At 65.6% G+C, this 17,313-nt stretch carries 21 protein-coding genes; 14 read left to right on the forward strand and 7 right to left on the reverse strand.

What is annotated here, in order from left to right; translation table 11 throughout:
• Positions 1 to 9: 9 nt before the first annotated feature.
• From ACH2AT_RS05440 to ACH2AT_RS05465, 6 genes are all read left to right on the forward strand, one after another.
• Positions 10 to 1,137, forward strand: coding sequence for a hypothetical protein (locus ACH2AT_RS05440; RefSeq protein ID WP_394964187.1), 1,128 nt, complete (start codon positions 10 to 12; stop codon positions 1,135 to 1,137).
• A gap of 82 nt (positions 1,138 to 1,219) precedes the next feature.
• Entirely contained in the window at positions 1,220 to 1,645 is a 426-nt protein-coding gene (tsaE, locus tag ACH2AT_RS05445; RefSeq protein WP_394964188.1) for a tRNA (adenosine(37)-N6)-threonylcarbamoyltransferase complex ATPase subunit type 1 TsaE, read from the forward strand.
• Complete coding sequence (tsaB, locus tag ACH2AT_RS05450) at positions 1,642 to 2,343, forward strand: tRNA (adenosine(37)-N6)-threonylcarbamoyltransferase complex dimerization subunit type 1 TsaB (RefSeq protein WP_394964189.1); 702 nt, start codon at positions 1,642 to 1,644, stop codon at positions 2,341 to 2,343. Before tsaE ends, tsaB begins: the two co-directional genes overlap by 4 nt.
• 33 nt (positions 2,344 to 2,376) lie before the next feature.
• Positions 2,377 to 2,826 (forward strand): ribose 5-phosphate isomerase B, encoded by a 450-nt coding sequence (gene rpiB / locus ACH2AT_RS05455; RefSeq protein ID WP_394964190.1) that lies wholly within the window; start codon positions 2,377 to 2,379, stop codon positions 2,824 to 2,826.
• A gap of 85 nt (positions 2,827 to 2,911) precedes the next feature.
• Entirely contained in the window at positions 2,912 to 3,544 is a 633-nt protein-coding gene (gene upp, locus ACH2AT_RS05460) for a uracil phosphoribosyltransferase (protein ID WP_394964191.1), read from the forward strand.
• 38 nt (positions 3,545 to 3,582) lie between these two features.
• Positions 3,583 to 4,413 (forward strand): hypothetical protein, encoded by an 831-nt coding sequence (locus ACH2AT_RS05465; RefSeq protein ID WP_394964192.1) that lies wholly within the window; start codon positions 3,583 to 3,585, stop codon positions 4,411 to 4,413.
• 58 nt (positions 4,414 to 4,471) lie between these two features.
• On the opposite strand, the gene ACH2AT_RS05470 is transcribed toward ACH2AT_RS05465, so the two are convergent.
• Entirely contained in the window at positions 4,472 to 4,696 is a 225-nt protein-coding gene (locus ACH2AT_RS05470) for an HPr family phosphocarrier protein (RefSeq protein WP_394964193.1), read from the reverse strand.
• Positions 4,697 to 5,109: 413 nt separating this feature from the next.
• Between ACH2AT_RS05470 and ACH2AT_RS05475 the strand changes: the two genes are divergently transcribed.
• Positions 5,110 to 6,354: a hemolysin family protein gene (locus tag ACH2AT_RS05475; RefSeq protein WP_394964194.1), complete on the forward strand. Its 1,245-nt coding sequence runs from the start codon at positions 5,110 to 5,112 to the stop codon at positions 6,352 to 6,354.
• Between the two features lie 14 nt (positions 6,355 to 6,368).
• Positions 6,369 to 7,376, forward strand: a complete 1,008-nt coding sequence (gene asnA, locus ACH2AT_RS05480; protein ID WP_394964195.1) for an aspartate--ammonia ligase — start codon at positions 6,369 to 6,371, stop codon at positions 7,374 to 7,376.
• Positions 7,377 to 7,439: 63 nt separating this feature from the next.
• Here the strand turns inward: asnA and ACH2AT_RS05485 are convergent, their stop codons facing one another.
• The 5 genes from ACH2AT_RS05485 to ACH2AT_RS05505 are packed head-to-tail and all read right to left on the reverse strand — an operon-like array spanning position 7,440 to position 10,571.
• Positions 7,440 to 8,126 carry a PHP domain-containing protein gene (locus ACH2AT_RS05485; RefSeq protein WP_394964196.1) on the reverse strand — a complete coding sequence of 229 codons (687 nt, stop codon included), beginning with the start codon at positions 8,124 to 8,126 and terminating at the stop codon, positions 7,440 to 7,442.
• Between the two features lie 22 nt (positions 8,127 to 8,148).
• Positions 8,149 to 8,478 (reverse strand): hypothetical protein, encoded by a 330-nt coding sequence (locus ACH2AT_RS05490; protein ID WP_394964197.1) that lies wholly within the window; start codon positions 8,476 to 8,478, stop codon positions 8,149 to 8,151.
• On the reverse strand, positions 8,475 to 9,761 hold the full coding sequence (locus ACH2AT_RS05495) for a [Fe-Fe] hydrogenase large subunit C-terminal domain-containing protein (RefSeq protein WP_394964198.1): 1,287 nt from the start codon (positions 9,759 to 9,761) through the stop codon (positions 8,475 to 8,477). The genes ACH2AT_RS05490 and ACH2AT_RS05495 overlap by 4 nt, the downstream gene beginning before the upstream one ends.
• A gap of 37 nt (positions 9,762 to 9,798) precedes the next feature.
• A complete protein-coding gene (locus ACH2AT_RS05500) occupies positions 9,799 to 10,224 on the reverse strand; it encodes an ATP-binding protein (protein ID WP_394964199.1) in 426 nt (141 codons plus the stop codon).
• On the reverse strand, positions 10,221 to 10,571 hold the full coding sequence (locus tag ACH2AT_RS05505; protein WP_394964200.1) for a DRTGG domain-containing protein: 351 nt from the start codon (positions 10,569 to 10,571) through the stop codon (positions 10,221 to 10,223). The genes ACH2AT_RS05500 and ACH2AT_RS05505 overlap by 4 nt, the downstream gene beginning before the upstream one ends.
• Positions 10,572 to 10,818: 247 nt before the next feature.
• Between ACH2AT_RS05505 and ACH2AT_RS05510 the strand changes: the two genes are divergently transcribed.
• The 6 genes from ACH2AT_RS05510 to ACH2AT_RS05535 all read left to right on the forward strand — a co-directional run bounded on the left by ACH2AT_RS05510 (position 10,819) and on the right by ACH2AT_RS05535 (position 16,535).
• A complete protein-coding gene (locus tag ACH2AT_RS05510; protein ID WP_177521110.1) occupies positions 10,819 to 11,313 on the forward strand; it encodes an NAD(P)H-dependent oxidoreductase subunit E in 495 nt (164 codons plus the stop codon).
• Positions 11,314 to 11,335: 22 nt separating this feature from the next.
• Positions 11,336 to 11,884 (forward strand): ATP-binding protein, encoded by a 549-nt coding sequence (locus ACH2AT_RS05515; protein ID WP_394964201.1) that lies wholly within the window; start codon positions 11,336 to 11,338, stop codon positions 11,882 to 11,884.
• Positions 11,885 to 11,890: 6 nt separating this feature from the next.
• Positions 11,891 to 12,268 carry a (2Fe-2S) ferredoxin domain-containing protein gene (locus tag ACH2AT_RS05520; protein ID WP_394964202.1) on the forward strand — a complete coding sequence of 126 codons (378 nt, stop codon included), beginning with the start codon at positions 11,891 to 11,893 and terminating at the stop codon, positions 12,266 to 12,268.
• Between the two features lie 13 nt (positions 12,269 to 12,281).
• A complete protein-coding gene (locus tag ACH2AT_RS05525) occupies positions 12,282 to 14,075 on the forward strand; it encodes an NADH-ubiquinone oxidoreductase-F iron-sulfur binding region domain-containing protein (RefSeq protein ID WP_394964203.1) in 1,794 nt (597 codons plus the stop codon).
• Positions 14,076 to 14,090: 15 nt separating this feature from the next.
• Entirely contained in the window at positions 14,091 to 15,845 is a 1,755-nt protein-coding gene (locus ACH2AT_RS05530; RefSeq protein WP_394964204.1) for an NADH-dependent [FeFe] hydrogenase, group A6, read from the forward strand.
• Positions 15,846 to 16,025: 180 nt separating this feature from the next.
• Positions 16,026 to 16,535: a helix-turn-helix domain-containing protein gene (locus ACH2AT_RS05535; protein ID WP_394964205.1), complete on the forward strand. Its 510-nt coding sequence runs from the start codon at positions 16,026 to 16,028 to the stop codon at positions 16,533 to 16,535.
• 95 nt (positions 16,536 to 16,630) lie between these two features.
• On the opposite strand, the gene ACH2AT_RS05540 is transcribed toward ACH2AT_RS05535, so the two are convergent.
• Positions 16,631 to 17,313, reverse strand: a 683-nt coding sequence (locus ACH2AT_RS05540; RefSeq protein WP_394964206.1) for an ABC transporter ATP-binding protein, incomplete at its 5' end; no start/stop codon positions are given.

The following is a 17,313-nucleotide window of genomic DNA, read 5'->3' on the forward strand; positions in this document are numbered from 1 at the left end:
GCGAGGAAGATGCCGGATGCTGTGAGAGAACGCAAAGGGGCCCGGCGGCTGCTGGCGGGCGGGTTCGCCGCCCTGCTGGCGGGGCCCTGCCTCCTGTGGCCGCTGGCCCGGACGGTGTGCGACACCACCAACTACGAAAACCGCACCCTGGCCGCCTTCCCCTCCCTGGCGGACGGGGTGGACGGCTGGCCCGCCGCCTTCGAAGAGTGGCTGGGGGACCACGCCCCCTTCCGCAACCAGTTTTTGACCCTCAAGTCCGGCGCGGACCGGCTGGTGGGCACGCTGGACTCCACCAACGTGCTGCTGGGCAAGGAGGGGTGGCTGTTTTTGAAGGACGTGTCCGACTCCAAGAGCCTCTCCGATTACCAGGGTCTCACCGCCTACACCGCCGGGGAGACGCAGGCCATGGCCGGCTCCCTGGCGGCGCTGAGCGACGCCCTCGCCGCCAAGGGCAGCCGCCTTGTGCTGCTGTTCGCCCCCGCGAAGGAGGGGGTCTACAGCCGCTATATGCCCGACAGTGTGCCGGTGGTGAGCCGGCCCACCCGGGTGGGGGCGCTGGCGAAGGCGCTGGCCGAAACGGGCGTGCCGGTGCTCTTCCCGCTGGAGGAACTGGCGGACGCGGCGCTGGAACGGCAGGTCTATTATAAATATGACACCCACTGGAACGAGGCGGGGGCCTGGCTGGCGGCGCAGCTGACGCTGGAAGCGCTGGGCAGGCCCTATGACGCCGCCTGGCCGGAGATGACCCCCGACCCGGACAAGGCCCCCCTCACCGACCTCGCCAACATGTGCGGCAGCTGGGCCTTTTGCACCGACGACGTGTACTGGGCGCTGGACGCCGTGCCCGCCGAGTGCACCCTGTGGGAGGCGGGAGGCGAGATCGCCCGCTACGCCGGCGAAGGGGAGGGCAGCCTGCTCCTTGCGCGGGACAGCTTCGGCGAGGCGCTGGCCCCCTGGCTGGCCCAGGGCTTCGCGGAGGCCACGGTGCTCCACGGCAATCAGATGCAGCCCGAAACGCTGCTGGAATGGCAGCCCGAGGTGCCGGACGTGGTGGTGCTGGAGGTGGCCGAACGCTTTGCCGATAACCTCCCTGGGCGGCTGGAGGCCCTTCGGCAGTGGGCCGAGGCCGCGGGCTGAACCGCGGCGGTTGCGCTTTTGCCCCCGCGGGGGTATAATAGGCCGCGGAATTTGACGAAACGACCCGAAAGGAGGAGGAGGCATGGCCGAATTCATCACCCACAGCCGCGCCGAGACGGTGGAGTTGGGCAGAAAGCTGGCTCAGCATCTGACGCCGGGCACCCTGGTGTGCTTCACCGGCGGCCTGGGGGCGGGCAAGACCGCCTTCACCGAGGGGCTGGCGGCGGGCCTGGGCTGCACCGACCCGGTGAGCAGCCCCACCTTTGCCATCGTGAACTACTACCGGGGGCCCCGGCCCCTGGCCCACTTTGACCTCTACCGCATCAGCAGCCGGGAGGACCTGGAGACCGCCGGCCTCTACGACTATCTGGACGAGGGCGCGGTGGTGGCCGCCGAGTGGAGCGAGAACTTTGCCGGCCTGCTGGCGCTGGAGCATCCCGTGCGGGTGGACATCCGCCACGCCGGCGGCGACGAGCGGGCCATCACCATCGAGGGGGTGCAGCTGTGATCACCTTTGGGCTGGACAGCGCCGGCCGCACCGCCGCCGTGGGCGTGATGCGGGACGATGAGCTTTTGTACGAGGCCTTTCTCAGTGCAGGCCACACCCACAGCGAAGTGCTGATGGAGCTGGTGGACGGGGCTTTCAAAGCCACCGGCCTTTCCCCCGCCGGCGTGGACCTGTGGGGCGTGTGCGCCGGGCCGGGCAGCTTCACCGGCCTGCGCATCGGCCTTGCCACGGTGAAGGGGCTGGCGCTGGTGCACGGCGCGCCCTGCGCCGCCGTTTCCACCCTTGAGGCCCTGGCCTTCGGCTGCCCCGCGGGCAAGGGCGCCGTCCTGACGGCGCTGGACGCCCGCCGGGGCGAAGTGTACTGGGCGGCCTTCGACCTGGAAAGCCGCGCCCGCCTTGCGCCGGACGCCGCCTCGCCGGTGAAGGAGCTGGCGCAATTTGTGGAAAATTGCAAAAAGCCGCTCTTTTTTGTTGGTGACGGGGCCGCTCTGTGCTATAATGAATACGGCCGGGCGCCGGGGGTCCTCCCCTGCCCGCCCGCCCTGGGGCTTTGCCGGGGCGCGGGGGTGTGCCTTGCCGCCCGGGCGGTGGACGCCCGGGGCGGGGCCGTGCCCGCCGCCTCCCTCGCGCCCAGCTATCTGCGGCTGAGCCAGGCCGAGCGGGAGCGCGCCGCGCGGGGCCAGGCCCTGCGCCCGTAAATCAAAACGACCACCGACGGAGGATGTTTTCAGATGCCTAAACCCATCGCCCTCGCCGCCGACCACGGCGGCTTTGAATTGAAGGAAGCCGTGCGCGCCCATCTGGACGAGACCGGCGTGGCCTACAAAGACTTCGGCAGCTTCGACGGCGCTTCCTGCGACTACCCCGACATGGCCGAACCGGCCTGCCGGGCCGTCGTGGCCGGAGAGTGCGGCAAAGCGCTGCTGTTCTGCGGCACCGGCGTGGGCATTTCCATCAGCGCCAACAAGATCCACGGCATCCGGGCCTGCTGCTGCTCCGACGCCTTCAGCGCCGAGTACACCCGCCGCCACAACGACGCCAACGCCCTGTGCATGGGCGGCCGCGTGGTGGGCGCGGGCCTTGCCATCTATCTTGCCGACCTTTTCCTGAACACCCCCTTTGAAGGCGGCCGCCATCAGCGCCGGGTGGACAAGATCGCCGCCCTGGAAGAGCGGGGCTGACAGCATTTCGCAGGCAAAACGCGGGGGCAGCCCCGCGTTTTGACGATAGACAAACACCAATCACATAAAGTAAGGAGCGGTCAGTATGAGCAAAGCACCCATGATTTTGGATCACCCCCTGGTCCAGCACAAGATCAGCCTTCTGCGGGACAAGAACACCGGAACGAAAGAATTCAAGGAGCTGGTAGGCGAGATCGCCACCCTGCTTTGCTACGAAGCCACCCGCGACCTGCCCACCAAGGAAGTGGAGGTGGAGACCCCCATGGGCGTGGCCAGGTGCAACGTGCTGGCGGGCCGCAAGCTGGCCCTGGTCCCCATCCTGCGCGCGGGCCTGGGCATGGTGGACGGCATGCTGACCCTGCTGCCCGCCGCCAAGGTGGGCCACATCGGCATGTACCGCAACGAGGAGACCCTGGAGCCCGTGGAATACTACTGCAAGCTGCCCAGCGACATCGCCGAGCGGGACGTGTTCGTGCTGGACCCCATGCTGGCCACCGGCGGCAGCGCCTGCGACGCCATCACCCAGATCAAGAAGCGGGGCGCCCGCAGCATCAAGTTCCTGGGCATCGTGGCCGTGCCCGAAGGCATCAACAAGCTGCGTGAGATGCACCCCGATGTGGACATCTATGTGGGCGCCCTGGACGAGGGCCTGAACGACATCGGCTACATCGTGCCCGGCCTGGGCGACGCGGGCGACCGCATCTTCGGCACCAAGTGATCTTTGCTCCCATCCATCCCGAAAGGAGGTGCTGACCCTTGCGGCACCTGTTCAAAAGCCTGTTCATGACTCTGGTGGTGACCGCCGGCGCCGTTCTGGCGATGCTGATCCTGCTGAACCACTCCTTTTTCGACGCCCGGGTCAACACCATCACCTTCTGGTGCATCGTGGCGCTGCTGGCCAGCATCTGGGGCGCTTTCGCCGGCGAGGTGCGGGAAACGGCGAAGGCCCAAAAGCCCGAAAAACCCTCTGGGGACGCTGTGGAAAAGCTGGTGGACGCCGCCGCGCTGAACGAGGCCGGCGGCGAGGCCCAGGCCCCCTTCGCGGAGGCCGCGCCCCCCGCGCCCGAGGAGGCGGCCCCCGCCGCCCCGGCAGGCGTGGCTGAAACAGCGGGACAGGCGCCTTCCCCCGCCCCGGCCCCCGAGGCCCAGGCCGAACCGGAACCCCCGGCCCCCGAAAAAGCCGCCCCGGCGAAAAAACGCGCGCCCGCGGCCCGCAAAAAGCCCGCGGCCAAAGCGCCAAAGGCCGAGGCCGATGCAAAGCCCGCCCGCCGCAAAAAGGCCGCCCCGAAAGACGGCGAGCCCGCGCCCCAGCCTGCCGCCCCCGCCCCGCAGGAGCAGCCGGAGGCGCCCGCCGCCTCCCCCGTCCCTGCGCGGGGCCAGCGGCTCACCGCCGCCCAGCGGGCCGAACAGCAGCAGAAGGCCCAGGAGGAAAAGCTGCGCCAGCTGCAGCAGGCCGCCCGCCAAAAACAGGCCGAGCGCGCCCGCCGGCTGGAAGAGGAGGACGCCCGCCAGCAGCAGAAGCTGGCCGAACTGCAGGCGGCCGCCGCCAAAAAGCACGGCGGCTACACCCCCTCGGAACCCAAATAAAAAAACAGCGCCCGGCTGTGCGGCAAGGCACAGCCGGGCGCTGTTTCGTTTTGCGCGGTCAGTGACGCACGGCGTTGTAGACGTGCTCCACCTCGGCGGGGTCGTCCCCGAAGATCTCCACAGGCTGAGAGAAGTCCAGATTCATGAGGCCCAGAATGCTCTTGGCGTCTGCCACAGCGCCCTTCAGGTCCTGCACGCTGATCTCCTGCCGGCACTGGGCCGCAGCGGTCACGATGTTGTGTACCTGCTTGAAGCAGGTGACCTTGACAGGTTTCGTCATCATTCGTCCCTCTTTCGTCCGAAATGCCGTCCGGCCCCTTGCGGCGCCTGCGGCCGCCGGTGCGCCGCCTTTCCCCGCGGCGCCTTCGGCTGGGGTTATTATAGCACACAAAAAATCCATTTGTACATTTTTGGTTTTGATTTCTACCACGTGAACGAAACCCGCTTTTTACCAGCAGATTATTTTGTTGCATTTGCCGTGATCTCACTTTTATGCTCTACTGGATTGCAACAAAACTCCATTTGTTTTTCACATTTCCCGCCCGGCGGCGGCTTTGGACCGTTCCCCTCGGTGTTTTTTGTTGCAAACAGGCGGGATTTCTGCTATATATATTGTGAGGCGTTTTGACCTCAAATCCAATGTTTTGAAAGGTTTGATGATTTTTGGATACCCCTGGCCCCAGTATTTACATCGCAATGGTCCTTCTGGTCGCCTGCTCGGCATTTTTCTCCGCCAGTGAGACGGCCATCTCCTCCTTCAACAAGATCCGCATGCGCAGCAAGGCGGAGGACGGCAACAAGCGGGCGAAAACAGCCCTGAAGGTGGCGGAGGATTTCGACAAGACCATCTCCACCATCCTCATCGGCAACAACATCGTGAACATGGCCAGCGCCTCGCTGGCCACCGTGGCGGCCACCGCCCTGTGGGGCCCCACCAGCGGCCCGGCCATCGCCACCTTCGGCATGACGCTGCTGGTGCTGATCTTCGGCGAGATCCTGCCCAAGAGCTTTGCCAAGGACAGCCCCGAAGCCTTTGCCTTGCAGGTGGCGGGGGTCATTGCGTTTCTTCGCACGCTGTTTTCGCCGGTGGTGTGGTTCTTCGTCAAGCTCAAGCAGCTGCTCACCGGCCGGCGCTCCGCCGGGCTGGAACTGCAGCCCAGCGTGACCGAGGATGAGCTGAAGACCATCATCGACACGGTGGAGGAGGAGGGCGTGCTGGACAGCCAGGAGACCGAGATCATCCAGTCTGTCATCGAATTCGACGACATCACCGTGCAGGAGATCCTGGTGCCCCGGGTGGACATGGTGGCGGTGGACGTGAACGACCCTGTGGACGAGATCGTGAACACCGTGCTGGACAACTCCTTCACCCGCATCCCGGTGTATGAGGGGGACATCGACCACATCATCGGCATGCTGCACACCCGCGACCTGTTCGAGTGCCTGGCCCGCAGCAAGGCCATCGACGTGCGGGCCATGTGCCGCGAGCTGCCCTTCGTCTACCGCACCAAGCGCATCAACGACCTGCTGGCGGAGTTCCGCCGCCAAAAGCAGCACATGGCCATCGTCACCGACGACTACGGCGGGACGCTGGGCCTGGTGACGCTGGAGGACGTGCTGGAAGAACTGGTGGGCGAGATCTTCGACGAGACCGACGAGGTGGAAGAGCTTCCGGTGCAGCAGCTGGAAGAGCACCTGTTCCGGGTGGCGGGCGAAGCCAACGTCTACGACGTGTTCGAGGAGCTGGGCGTTTCCACCCGCAACTTCGACAGCGATTTTTCCAGCACCGCGGGCTGGGCGCTGGAGTGCCTGGAGCACATCCCCGCCCCCGGCGAGAGTTTTGATTATGAGAACCTGCACGTCACTGTGGAGCAGGTGGAGGACAAACGCATCCTCTCGCTGCTCATCCGGCTGATGCCCAAGGAGGACGGGCAGGACTAAGCGAGGTGTTTTTGGTGAGCGAGTATCCCATCCCCCGGGGCTATGTGCCCTGCCTGGGCCTTTACGACACCCAGAAGGCCATTGGCATGATCAAGCAGGCCTTTGAGGTCAAGCTGTGCGCGGCGCTGCACCTCAAGCGGGTCACCGCTCCCCTGTTCGTGGACCCGGCCCTGGGCCTGAACGACGATTTGAACGGCGTGGAGCGCCCGGTGAGTTTCGACATCCCCGCCGCCGGCGTCAGCGCCCAGGTGGTGCACAGCCTGGCCAAGTGGAAGCGGCTGGCCCTGCACCAGTACGGCTTCCGGCCCGGCAACGGCCTTTTGACCGACATGAACGCCATCCGCCGGGACGAGGAGCTGGATAACCTCCACTCGGTGTATGTGGACCAGTGGGACTGGGAAAAGGTCATCGGCGCGGACCAGCGCAACCGGGAATATCTGCACGCCACCGTGCAGAACATCGTCTGCGCCATCAGCTCCACTTTGGACGAGCTGAAGTGGCAGTTTCCCCAGCTCACCGGCAGCCTGCAGCGGGAGGTGGCCTTCGTCACCAGCCAGGAACTGGAGGACCGCTGGCCGGACCTTGCCCCCAAAGAGCGGGAAAACGCCTTTGCAAAAGAGCACCGCACCATCTTCATCGAGCAGATCGGCGGCAAACTGAAAAGCGGCAGGCCCCACGACGGCCGCGCGCCGGACTACGACGACTGGAGCCTCAACGGCGACCTTTTGTTCTGGCACGAGCCGCTGCAGTGCGCGGTGGAGATCAGCAGCATGGGCATCCGGGTGGACCCGGCGGCCCTGGACCGGCAGCTGACCCTTGCAGGCTGCGACGGGCGGCGGAACCTCGCCTTCCACAAGATGCTGCTGGCGGGCCAGCTGCCCCTGACCATCGGCGGCGGCATCGGCCAGAGCCGGCTGTGCATGCTGCTGCTGGAAAAGGTGCATGTGGGCGAGGTGCAGGTGAGCATCTGGGACGCCGCCACCCGCGCCGCCTGTGAACAGGCGGGCGTCCCCCTGCTGTGAAAAAGATACATATGCAAAGCGTCCCCCATGGGCTTTGGCCCGCGGGGGACGCTTCTTTGTTTTTCACAGCAGGCGGCGCAGCACGCTGCCGGGCGCAAGGGTTCCCAGCCGCGCCCCCACCGCCGAAAGGAAGTGGGCGTCGGAGGAGGCAAGCACCTCCAGCCCCGGCGGCAGCAGGCCCCTCCGCTCGTACTCGGCGGCCAGGTCCGGCCTGCGCAGTTCCACCGCGGCAAAGCCCGCTTCCGGCGGCAGCATGCCCAGCATGGCAAAAACGGAATAACTCTCGGCGTCGGCGTGGGCGGGCACCGGCTCGCCCCCCAGGGCCCGGCAGCGGGCCGCCGCTTCCTCCAGCGGCCAGCCGCAGGCGGCGGTGAGCAGCTTGTCCACCTTGCCCTGCACCCGGTCCTCCTCGTCCATCACCCACTGCTCGCCCCAGATCGCCGGGTCGCAGGGCAGCGCCGGCAGCGCGGCGTAGAGAGCGCGGCCGTATTCCAGCGCCGCCTCCACCGTTTTGAAGTAGCAAAGCAGGTGCACCTCCTCGGCGGTGGTGACCTCGAGGCCCGGCAGAAGGCGCAGGCCGTACTCCCGGCAGGCCTTTTCGGCGGCGGGCAGGTTGAGGGCGCTGTTGTGGTCTGTGATGGCGATCAGCTGGGCCCCTGCCAGCTTTGCCAGCCCCGCCACGGCGGCGGGGGTCATGTCCCGGTCGGCACAGGGGGAAAGGCAGGTGTGCAGATGCAGGTCGTACCGCATGGCCTGTTCCCCCCTTTCCCGTTCAAAGCCCCATGGCTTTTGCCAGGGCGAGGCTCGCCTCAAATTCCGGCAGGCCGGTGGCCAGCACCTGCACCCCGTTCTCCTGTGCCCGCTGGCGGGCCACCTCGTCCAGCTGCGCGCCGTGGCAGAGCACGATGCAGGCACAGTCCGCCAGGGAGGCCACCGCCACCGCGTTCACGTTGCCCATCACGGTGAACCAGGCGTCCCCTTCCTTCGCCCGGCCCATGGCCCAGCTGAGCAGGTCGCCGGTGAAGATGCCCTCAATTTCCCGCCCCTCGCCGGGCACCAGCGGCTCAAAGCCGCACAGGTTGGGCAGGTCCTTCGTGTTCATTTGCCCGCCCCTCCTTTTCTCTCCCCCGCCTTCAGCCGGGCTTCCAGCTGGCGGCAGCGCAGCAGCACGCAGTCGGCCACCTGGCCGGCGCCCCGCACCACGTCCTCCGCCAGCGCCTCGCAGCTGGGCGCGCCGCAGGCGCCGCAGTCCAGCCCCGGCAGGGTCTTGAGGATGGTCTGCATCCGGTTATAGCGCTCGAACCGCTCGCCCCGGGTGGCTCCCAGTTCCAGCACCGGGGCGTAGGTGAGGTCGGTGTCCCACAGCATCTCGGTGGGGATGCTGCCGGAAAGGCGCTTCACCGTGCCCGCCACCGTGCGCTGCATCCGCTTGAGCTTAGTGCGGGCGATGTAGGGGTTTTCCAGCTGCAGCGAACCGCCCAGACACCCGCCGGGGCAGGCCCGCAGCTCCACAAAATCGATTTGGTCATATTTTTCGTCCTCCAGGTCCTCCAGCACCCGGATGATGCTCTCCATGCCGTCGGCCACCAGGTGGTTCTCCACCCCGGAAAGGCAGAGCGCCTCGCCGCCGCTGGCCGCCCAGGCAAGGCCCGCTGCCCCCGCCGCCGCCCGGTGGGGCGGAGTGTGGCTGCCATCCAGCAGGGCCAGCCGGCTGGGGTAAATTTCCGTCACCGACACCGCCCCGTCCAGGGCGCTGCGGCTGCTGCCCACCGGGGCCCGGCGCATGGTCACCTTGGCCGGGCAGGGCACGATGGCGATGCAGCCGATCTTCTCCGGGGGCAGGCCGGTCTTTTGGGCTGCCTGCCGCTTTGCCATGCGGGCCGCCAGCTCCATGGGCGGCACCAGGGGCAGCATGTGGTCGATCAGCTCGGGGAACCGCACCCGGATGAGCCGGGTCACCGCCGGGCAGGCGGAGCTGATGACCGGACGCGCCGCGCCGCCGGTGGCCATGATGCGGCTGGTGGCGTCGCTAATGAGTTCGGCGGCAGCGGCCTCCTCGAACACATCGTCAAACCCTGCCCGGCACAATGCGTCCAGAACAAGGTCCTGGTTTTTCTGATGGTTGTACTGCACATAGAGGCTGGGCGGCACAATGGCCACCCGGTACTCAAAATGCCCCAGCAGGGCCAGCGGGTCGCTCACCGCCCGCTTGGCACGGTGGGGGCACAGCCGGATGCACTCGCCGCAGTCGATGCAGCGCTCCGCCTCGATCACCGCTTTGCCGCCCCGCACCCGGATGGCCTGGGTGGGGCAGCGCTTGATGCAGTTGGTGCAGCCGTTGCACAGACGCGTTTCCAGCGTGACCGAATGCACGAATTGGTCCATGATCTCCTCCAAAAACAGCCCGCGCCGGGCCGTCCGTTCAGTCGATGTTCACCCGCATGGTGATGGTGGTGCCCACCCCCACGGTGGACTGGATATCGAATTCATCGGTGTAGCGCTTCATGTTGGGCAGGCCCATGCCCGCCCCAAAGCCCAGGCTGCGCACCTCGGCGCTGGCAGTGGAAAATCCCTCCTGCATGGCCTGCTCCACGTCCGGGATGCCGGGCCCCCGGTCCGAGAGGACCATCTCCACATCATCGTCGTCGATGGCCACGTCGATGCGTCCGCCCCCCGCGTGGATGGCAAGGTTTATCTCCCCTTCATACAGGGCGATGGAGATGCGCCGCACCGCCGCCGCGGGCACGCCCAGCTTCTTCAGGGTGGCCTTTAAATCGGCGCTGGCCTCCCCCGCCCGGGCGAAGTCGTCGCCGGGCACGGTGTATTCCAGCCGGATGGGTTCGCTCATGCCATCTCTCCTCCCCGCAGGCCCTTTTCATAGAGCCTGCCGCAGGCCGCGAACATGGGCAGGTCGGTGGAAAGCACCGCCATACCCCGCGCCGCCGCCATTTCCACGATCTGCTCCTGGGGCTGCTTGCCCCGCACGAACACGATGCACACCATGTCCATCATCTCGGCGGTGCGCACCACCTGGGGGTTGTTCAGCCCGGTGAGCAGCACCGCCTGGTCCTTCACATAGGCCAGCACGTCGCTCATCATGTCGCTGCCGCAGGCCGCGTGCACCTGAACGTCCAGGTCCGCATCGGGCGTGTGCAGCCGCGCGTTCAGAATGTCTCTCACCTCTTTGATGGTCATTCCAGACCCTCCCCTCTTTTCCCCTCGGGCGGCCCGGCCGGCCGCCCCTTTCTTATTATTATAAAAGATGCCCCACCCCGTGGCAAGGGTCGAACCGTGACATTTTTAACAGTTTTTTATCAACTGCCGCTTCAATTTTATACGGCCTTCCGATGTTTATTTGTTTAATTTGTAACAGCCTTCTGGTATAATGGACATATATGGGCAGGGACCGCTGCCCCCGTGAACGACCTTCAGGAGGGATACTATGAGGCACTTTTCCACCGTGCCGTTTTCCGGCACACCCGAGCAGGAAGGGCAGTTGAAAGCCTGGCTCGACGAGAACAAGGACACGCCGGGCGTGGTGATGCCCGCCCTGCAGAAGGCCCAGGAGATCTACGGCTACCTGCCCATCGAGGTGCAGCGCATGGTGGCCGAAGCGCTGGGCAAGCCCCTGGCCGAGATCTACGGCGTGGCCACCTTCTATTCCCAGTTCAGCCTGACGCCCAAGGGCAAATACCGCATCAGCGTGTGCCTTGGCACCGCCTGCTACGTGAAGGGCAGCGGAAAGCTGTATGAAAAGCTGCAGGAGAAGCTGGGCATCGCCGGCGGCGAGTGCACGGCGGACGGCAAGTTCAGCCTGGACGCCTGCCGCTGCGTGGGCGCCTGCGGCCTGGCCCCGGTGCTGATGGTGAACGACGACGTTTACGGCCGCCTGACGGTGGACGATCTGGACGGCATCCTGGCGAAATACCCCGACTGACAAGGCCAAAGGAGGGCGCGCGGTGCAGGAACTTTCGATGAACCTGTTGGACGTGGCCGAAAACTCGGTGGCCGCCGGCGCGAAGCTGGTGCGCATCGAGCTTTCGGTGGACGAAGAAGCCCGCCGCCTGCGCCTTGCCATCGCCGACGACGGCAAGGGCATGGACCCGGAGCTGGCGAAACGGGTCACCGACCCCTTCTGCACCAGCCGCACCAGCCGCAAGGTGGGGCTGGGGCTGCCTTTTCTGAAGATGGCGGCCGAGCTCACCGGCGGGCGGCTGACGCTGGAAAGTGAAGAGGGCAGGGGCACCACGGTGACGGCGCTTTTCTGCACCGACCACATCGACATGCCGCCTTTGGGGGACGTGGCCGCCAGCGTGGCGGGCCTCATCCAGTGCAGCCCCCACATTGATTTTGTGTTCACCCTCACCGGCCCGGGCGGCGCTTTTTGCGCCGACACCCGCGAGATGCGGGACATCCTGGGCGGGGTGAGCCTGGCCGAACCCGAAGTGGCCCTGTGGCTGCGGGAGTATCTGGCCGAACACATCCGTGAGATTTTAAAAAAGGAGTAACGCTTTATGAAGAGTTTGCAGGAACTGGCGGCCATCCGGGACCGGATGCGCCAGACCGTGAATACCCGCGAGCCGGGTGAAAACCCCATCCGCGTGCAGGTGGGCATGGCCACCTGCGGCATCGCCATGGGCGCGCGGCCCGTTCTGAACGCTTTCACCGAGGAAGTGGCCCGCCGGGGGCTTTCCGGCATCATGGTCACTCAGACCGGCTGCATCGGCATCTGCAAGTACGAGCCGGTGGTGGAGGTCTTTGTGCCCGGGCAGGAGAAGGTGACCTACGTCCACATGACCCCCGAAAAGGCCGCCCGCGTGGTGGCGGAACATCTGGCGGGCGGGCATGTGGTCACCGAATACACCATCGGCCAGTCCGGCACGGAAGAGTAAGGAGGCAGAGCCAATGTACAGAAGTCATGTCATGATCTGCGGCGGCACCGGCTGCACCTCGTCCGGCAGCGACAAGGTGGCCGCCGCCTTTGAGGCCCAGATCGTCACCGCCGGCCTGGAAAACGAGGTCAAGGTCATCCGCACCGGCTGCTTCGGCCTGTGCGCTTTGGGCCCCATCGTGGTCATCTACCCCGAGGGCACCTTCTACAGCATGGTCAAGCCCGAGGATGTGGCGGAGATCGTGAACGAGCACCTGCTCAAGGGCCGCCCGGTGCTCCGCCTGCTCTACAACGAGACGGTGGCGGAAGACAACACCATCAAAAGCCTGGACGAAACCTCCTTCTACAAAAAGCAGAAGCGCATCGCCCTGCGCAACTGCGGCGTCATCAACCCCGAGAACATTGATGAGTACATCGCCTTCGACGGCTACGCCGCGCTGGGCAAGGCCCTCACCGAGATGACCCCCGACGAGGTCATCCAGGTGGTGCTGGATTCCGGCCTGCGGGGCCGGGGCGGCGGCGGCTTCCCCACCGGGCGCAAGTGGCAGCTGGCCTGCGCCGACCGGGGCAAGGTGGAAAAATACGTCTGCTGCAACGCCGACGAGGGCGACCCGGGCGCCTTTATGGACCGCAGCGTGCTGGAGGGCGACCCCCACAGCGTCATCGAGGCCATGGCCATCGCCGGCTATGCCATCGGCGCGGACCAGGGCTATGTGTATGTGCGCGCCGAGTATCCCATCGCGGTGGACCGGCTGTCCACCGCCATCCGGCAGGCCCGGGAGTACGGCCTTCTGGGCAAGGATATCTTCGGCACCGGCTTCTCCTTTGACATCGACATCAAGCTGGGCGCGGGCGCCTTCGTCTGCGGCGAGGAGACCGCGCTGATGACCAGCATCGAGGGCATGCGCGGCGAGCCGCGGCCCCGCCCGCCCTTCCCCGCCAAGAAGGGCCTGTTCGGCCGGCCCACCATCCTGAACAACGTGGAGACCTACGCCAACATCCCCCAGATCATCCTGAAAGGGGCCGACTGGTTCCGCAGCATGGGCACCGAGAAGAGCCCCGGCACCAAGGTGTTCGCCCTGGGCGGCAAGATCAAGCACACGGGCCTTGTGGAAGTGCCCATGGGCACCACCCTGCGGGAGATCGTGGAAGAGATCGGCGGCGGCATCCCCGGCGGCAAAAAGTTCAAGGCCGCCCAGACCGGCGGGCCTTCCGGCGGATGCATCCCCGCCAGCCTCATCGACACCCCCATCGACTACGACAACCTGATGGAGATCGGCAGCATGATGGGCTCCGGCGGCCTCATCGTCATGGACGAGGACACCTGCATGGTGGACATCGCCAAGTTCTTCCTGGAGTTCACCGTGGACGAAAGCTGCGGCAAGTGCACCCCCTGCCGCGTGGGCACCAAGCGCCTTTTGGAGCTGCTGGAGAAGATCACCAGCGGCAACGGCACCATGCGGGACCTTGAGCGCATCGAGGAGCTGGCCCAGTTCATCAAGGAGAACAGCCTGTGCGGCCTGGGCCAGACCGCCCCGAACCCGGTGCTCTCCACCCTGCAATATTTCCGGGACGAATACCTGGCCCACATCCAGGACAAGCGCTGCCCCGCCGGGGTGTGCAAAGCCCTGCTGACCTACAAGATCGACGAGACGAAGTGCCGCGGCTGCACCCTCTGCGCCCGGGCCTGCCCCGCGGGCGCCATCAACGGCAGCGTGCGCAACCCCCATAACATCGACACCCTCAAGTGTGTCAAGTGCGGGGCCTGCATGGAGACCTGCCGCTTCGGCGCCATCAGCAAGGGTTAAAGGAGGACGCGAACAATGGAAATGGTCAATCTGAAAATCAACAACGTGCCCTGCAAAGCGCCGGCGGGGGCCACCATCCTGGAGGCCGCCCACGAGATCGGCATCACCATCCCCACCCTGTGCTACTTAAAGGAAATTCAGCGCGTGAACGGCGCCTGCCGTGTCTGCGTGGTGGAGGTGAAGGGGGCCAAGAACCTGCTGCCCGCCTGCGTCTACCCGGTGAGCGAGGGCATGGAGGTGTTCACGGGCACCCCCAAGGTGCAGGCCGCCCGCAAGACCAACCTGGAGCTCATCCTCTCCACCCACAACCAGGACTGCATGAGCTGCGTGCGCAGCGGCGACTGCGAGCTGCTGCGGCTTTGCAAGCAGTACGGCGTGGATAAGTCCAACTCCTTCGAGGGCGTGCTGCCCGAGCGGCAGGACGACTACAGCGCCCCCCATCTTTTGAAAGACAACTCCAAGTGCATCATCTGCCGCCGCTGCATCTCCACCTGCGCCGAGAACCAGGGCGTGGGCGTCATCAACGTGGTGGAGCGCGGCTTCAACACCCACATCGCCTGCGCCTTCGAGGGCAAGCTGGCAGACTCCACCTGCATCGGCTGCGGCCAGTGCATCAACGTCTGCCCCACCGGCGCGCTGGTGGAGCGGGACGACACCGACAAGGTCTGGGCCGCCTTGGGCGACCCCACCCGCCACGTCATCGTGCAGACCGCCCCCAGCGTGCGGGCGGCGTTGGGCGAGGAATTCGGCCTGCCCATCGGCACCAACGTGCAGGGCAAGATGGTGGCCGCGCTGCGCCGGCTGGGCTTTGACGGCGTGTTCGACACCGACTTTGCCGCCGACATGACCATCATGGAGGAGGCCACCGAGTTTTTGCACCGGATGAAAGAAGGCGGCCCGCTGCCCCTCATCACCAGCTGCAGCCCCGGCTGGGTGCGCTACTGCGAGACCTTCCACCCGGATTTCATCCCCAACCTTTCCAGCTGCAAAAGCCCCCAGCAGATGTTCGGCGCGCTGAGCAAGACCTACTACGCCCAGAAGATGGGCCTTGACCCCCGGGACATCTACTGCGTCAGCGTGATGCCCTGCACCGCCAAGAAGATGGAGATCAGCCGCCCGGACGAGTGCGCCGCCGGCGAGGGCATCCCCGACGTGGACGTGTCCATCACCACCCGCGAGCTGGCGAGGATGATCCACCGCAGCGGCCTGCGCTTCAACGACCTGCCCGACGAGGACTTCGACCCCGCCATGGGCGAGGCCTCCGGCGCGGGGCACATCTTCGGCGCCACCGGCGGCGTGATGGAGGCGGCGCTTCGCACCGCCGTGGAGACCCTCACCGGCAAGGAAGTGGAGCCGGTGGAGTTCGAGGCCGTGCGCGGCACCCAGGGCGTCAAGGAGGCCACCTATCAGGTGGAGGACCTGACCCTGCGGGTGTGCGTGGTCAGCGGAACCGCCAACGCCGGCAAGGTGCTGGACATGGTGCGCAAGGGCGAAAAGCAGTATGACTTCATCGAGGTCATGGCCTGCCCCGGCGGCTGCGTCAACGGCGGCGGCCAGCCCATCCAGCCCGCCCCCGTGCGCAACTTCACCGACATCAAGGCCCTGCGCGCCAAGGCCCTCTATGACCAGGACGAGCGCAGCGCCGTGCGCAAGAGCCACGAAAACCTGCTGGTGAAGAAGGTGTATGTGGAGTTTTTGGGCCAGCCCGGCGGCAAAAAAGCCCATGAGCTGCTGCACACCCACTACCAGAAGCGGGAGAAGCTGTACTAATTGTAGTATTTCCAAAGAATTATACGAAATATAGCGGCAGGCCTCGCGGCCTGCCGCCGCATTTTTGCCGGTCTGCCCCTCAAAAACATCGGCCTGCGGATATGTTGCAAAGCGTTGCTTGTGGCAACGGGCTGTTCGGCCTACAATAACAGTAACACCGTTGCAAGGAGGTCGTGTTCAATGCTCAGCGAAAACATCAAAGCTGTCAGGAAGGCAAAAGGGCTTTCACAGCAGGAGCTTGCCGTTCAGTTGAATGTGGTGCGTCAGACCGTATCCAAGTGGGAGCAAGGATTGTCTGTTCCCGACTCTGACCTGCTGCTCCGCCTGTCGGAGTTGCTCGGGACCCCCGTGAGCGCGCTGCTCGGAGAGACCGTTACCGAACCGCAAACCGATGAACTGAAGGCGATATGCGCCAAGCTGGAGGTAATTAACCTGCAGCTTGCCCAGAGGGAGGAAAGCCGGAGAAAAGCCCTTCACGGGTCCTTCGTTTTCTTGTGCGCCGTCATCGCCTCCATTTTCGCGGGTTTGTTCCTGCTCCAGAGTCCCTATCTGGAGTGGGACTACAGCGCCCCTGAAACCGCCGTTCTCGGGGTGACGTTCCACTCGTTCGAGTGGCTGTTCGTCAGGGTGGCTCCGCTCGCGCTTCTTGGCGCAGCTGCAGGGGCCTTTCTGACAAGGAAAAAAGAGTAACGCGGCCTGCCCCTGAAGTTTGGTGGTTTTCCCTTACAGGCAGCCGCAAAAAAAGCGCCGGGCGTTTGCCCGGCGCTTTGCTGTTCTGGGTCTGCTCAGTTCAGGATGGTGACCTCGGTCTCGGGGTCGAACAGGTGCACCTTGTGGGGATCGAAGGAAACGACCACTTCGCTGCCGTTCTTCGCCTTGGAGGTGGGGGCCACGCGGGCGGTGAGCTTGTTGCCCTTGTAGTCCAGGTAGAGGTAGATCTCGCTGCCCATCAGCTCGCTGACTTCCACGGTGGCGGTGAGCTTGCAGTCGCTGTGCTTGGCCACGAACTCCTCGTCGTCCTTGATGTCTTCGGGGCGCACGCCGGCCTTCACGGTCTTGCCCACATAGGCGTCCAGCTTGCCGTCGGCGGTCTTTTCGGCGGGCAGAACGATCCTGTCGCCGCTCAGGTCGATCCAGTAGGTGTTGCCGTCCTTGTTCAGAGTGGCGTCCAGGAAGTTCATCTGGGGGCTGCCGATGAAGCCGGCAACGAACATGTTGCAGGGCAGATCGTACAGGTGCTGGGGGGTGTCGACCTGCTGGATGATGCCGTCCTTCATGACCACGATGCGGTCGCCCATGGTCATGGCCTCGGTCTGGTCATGGGTGACGTAGATGAAGGTGGTGGCCAGCTTCTGGTGCAGCTTGATGATCTCGGTGCGCATGCTGGTGCGGAGCTTGGCGTCCAGGTTGGACAGAGGCTCGTCCAGCAGGAAGACGGCCGGGTTACGGACCATGGCGCGGCCCAGAG

The organism is Candidatus Allofournierella excrementigallinarum (assembly GCF_944388085.1).
In the GTDB taxonomy this organism is placed as follows: domain Bacteria; phylum Bacillota; class Clostridia; order Oscillospirales; family Ruminococcaceae; genus Allofournierella_A; species Allofournierella_A excrementigallinarum.

What these genes read in the sequence shown, in the direction of transcription:
- ACH2AT_RS05440 (WP_394964187.1), top strand. Translation starts at nt 10, where the DNA reads ATGCCGGATGCTGTGAGAGAACGCAAAGGGGCCCGGCGGCTGCTGGCG.
- ACH2AT_RS05470 (WP_394964193.1), bottom strand. Translation starts at nt 4,696, where the DNA reads ATGATGACGAAACCTGTCAAGGTCACCTGCTTCAAGCAGGTACACAAC.
- ACH2AT_RS05485 (WP_394964196.1), bottom strand. Translation starts at nt 8,126, where the DNA reads ATGCGGTACGACCTGCATCTGCACACCTGCCTTTCCCCCTGTGCCGAC.
- ACH2AT_RS05530 (WP_394964204.1), top strand. Translation starts at nt 14,091, where the DNA reads ATGGAAATGGTCAATCTGAAAATCAACAACGTGCCCTGCAAAGCGCCG.
- rpiB (WP_394964190.1), top strand. Translation starts at nt 2,377, where the DNA reads ATGCCTAAACCCATCGCCCTCGCCGCCGACCACGGCGGCTTTGAATTG.
- ACH2AT_RS05520 (WP_394964202.1), top strand. Translation starts at nt 11,891, where the DNA reads ATGAAGAGTTTGCAGGAACTGGCGGCCATCCGGGACCGGATGCGCCAG.
- tsaE (WP_394964188.1), top strand. Translation starts at nt 1,220, where the DNA reads ATGGCCGAATTCATCACCCACAGCCGCGCCGAGACGGTGGAGTTGGGC.
- ACH2AT_RS05475 (WP_394964194.1), top strand. Translation starts at nt 5,110, where the DNA reads ATGGTCCTTCTGGTCGCCTGCTCGGCATTTTTCTCCGCCAGTGAGACG.
- ACH2AT_RS05525 (WP_394964203.1), top strand. Translation starts at nt 12,282, where the DNA reads ATGTACAGAAGTCATGTCATGATCTGCGGCGGCACCGGCTGCACCTCG.
- ACH2AT_RS05510 (WP_177521110.1), top strand. Translation starts at nt 10,819, where the DNA reads ATGAGGCACTTTTCCACCGTGCCGTTTTCCGGCACACCCGAGCAGGAA.
- ACH2AT_RS05535 (WP_394964205.1), top strand. Translation starts at nt 16,026, where the DNA reads ATGCTCAGCGAAAACATCAAAGCTGTCAGGAAGGCAAAAGGGCTTTCA.
- ACH2AT_RS05500 (WP_394964199.1), bottom strand. Translation starts at nt 10,224, where the DNA reads ATGAGCGAACCCATCCGGCTGGAATACACCGTGCCCGGCGACGACTTC.
- ACH2AT_RS05505 (WP_394964200.1), bottom strand. Translation starts at nt 10,571, where the DNA reads ATGACCATCAAAGAGGTGAGAGACATTCTGAACGCGCGGCTGCACACG.
- upp (WP_394964191.1), top strand. Translation starts at nt 2,912, where the DNA reads ATGAGCAAAGCACCCATGATTTTGGATCACCCCCTGGTCCAGCACAAG.
- ACH2AT_RS05490 (WP_394964197.1), bottom strand. Translation starts at nt 8,478, where the DNA reads ATGAACACGAAGGACCTGCCCAACCTGTGCGGCTTTGAGCCGCTGGTG.
- ACH2AT_RS05495 (WP_394964198.1), bottom strand. Translation starts at nt 9,761, where the DNA reads ATGGACCAATTCGTGCATTCGGTCACGCTGGAAACGCGTCTGTGCAAC.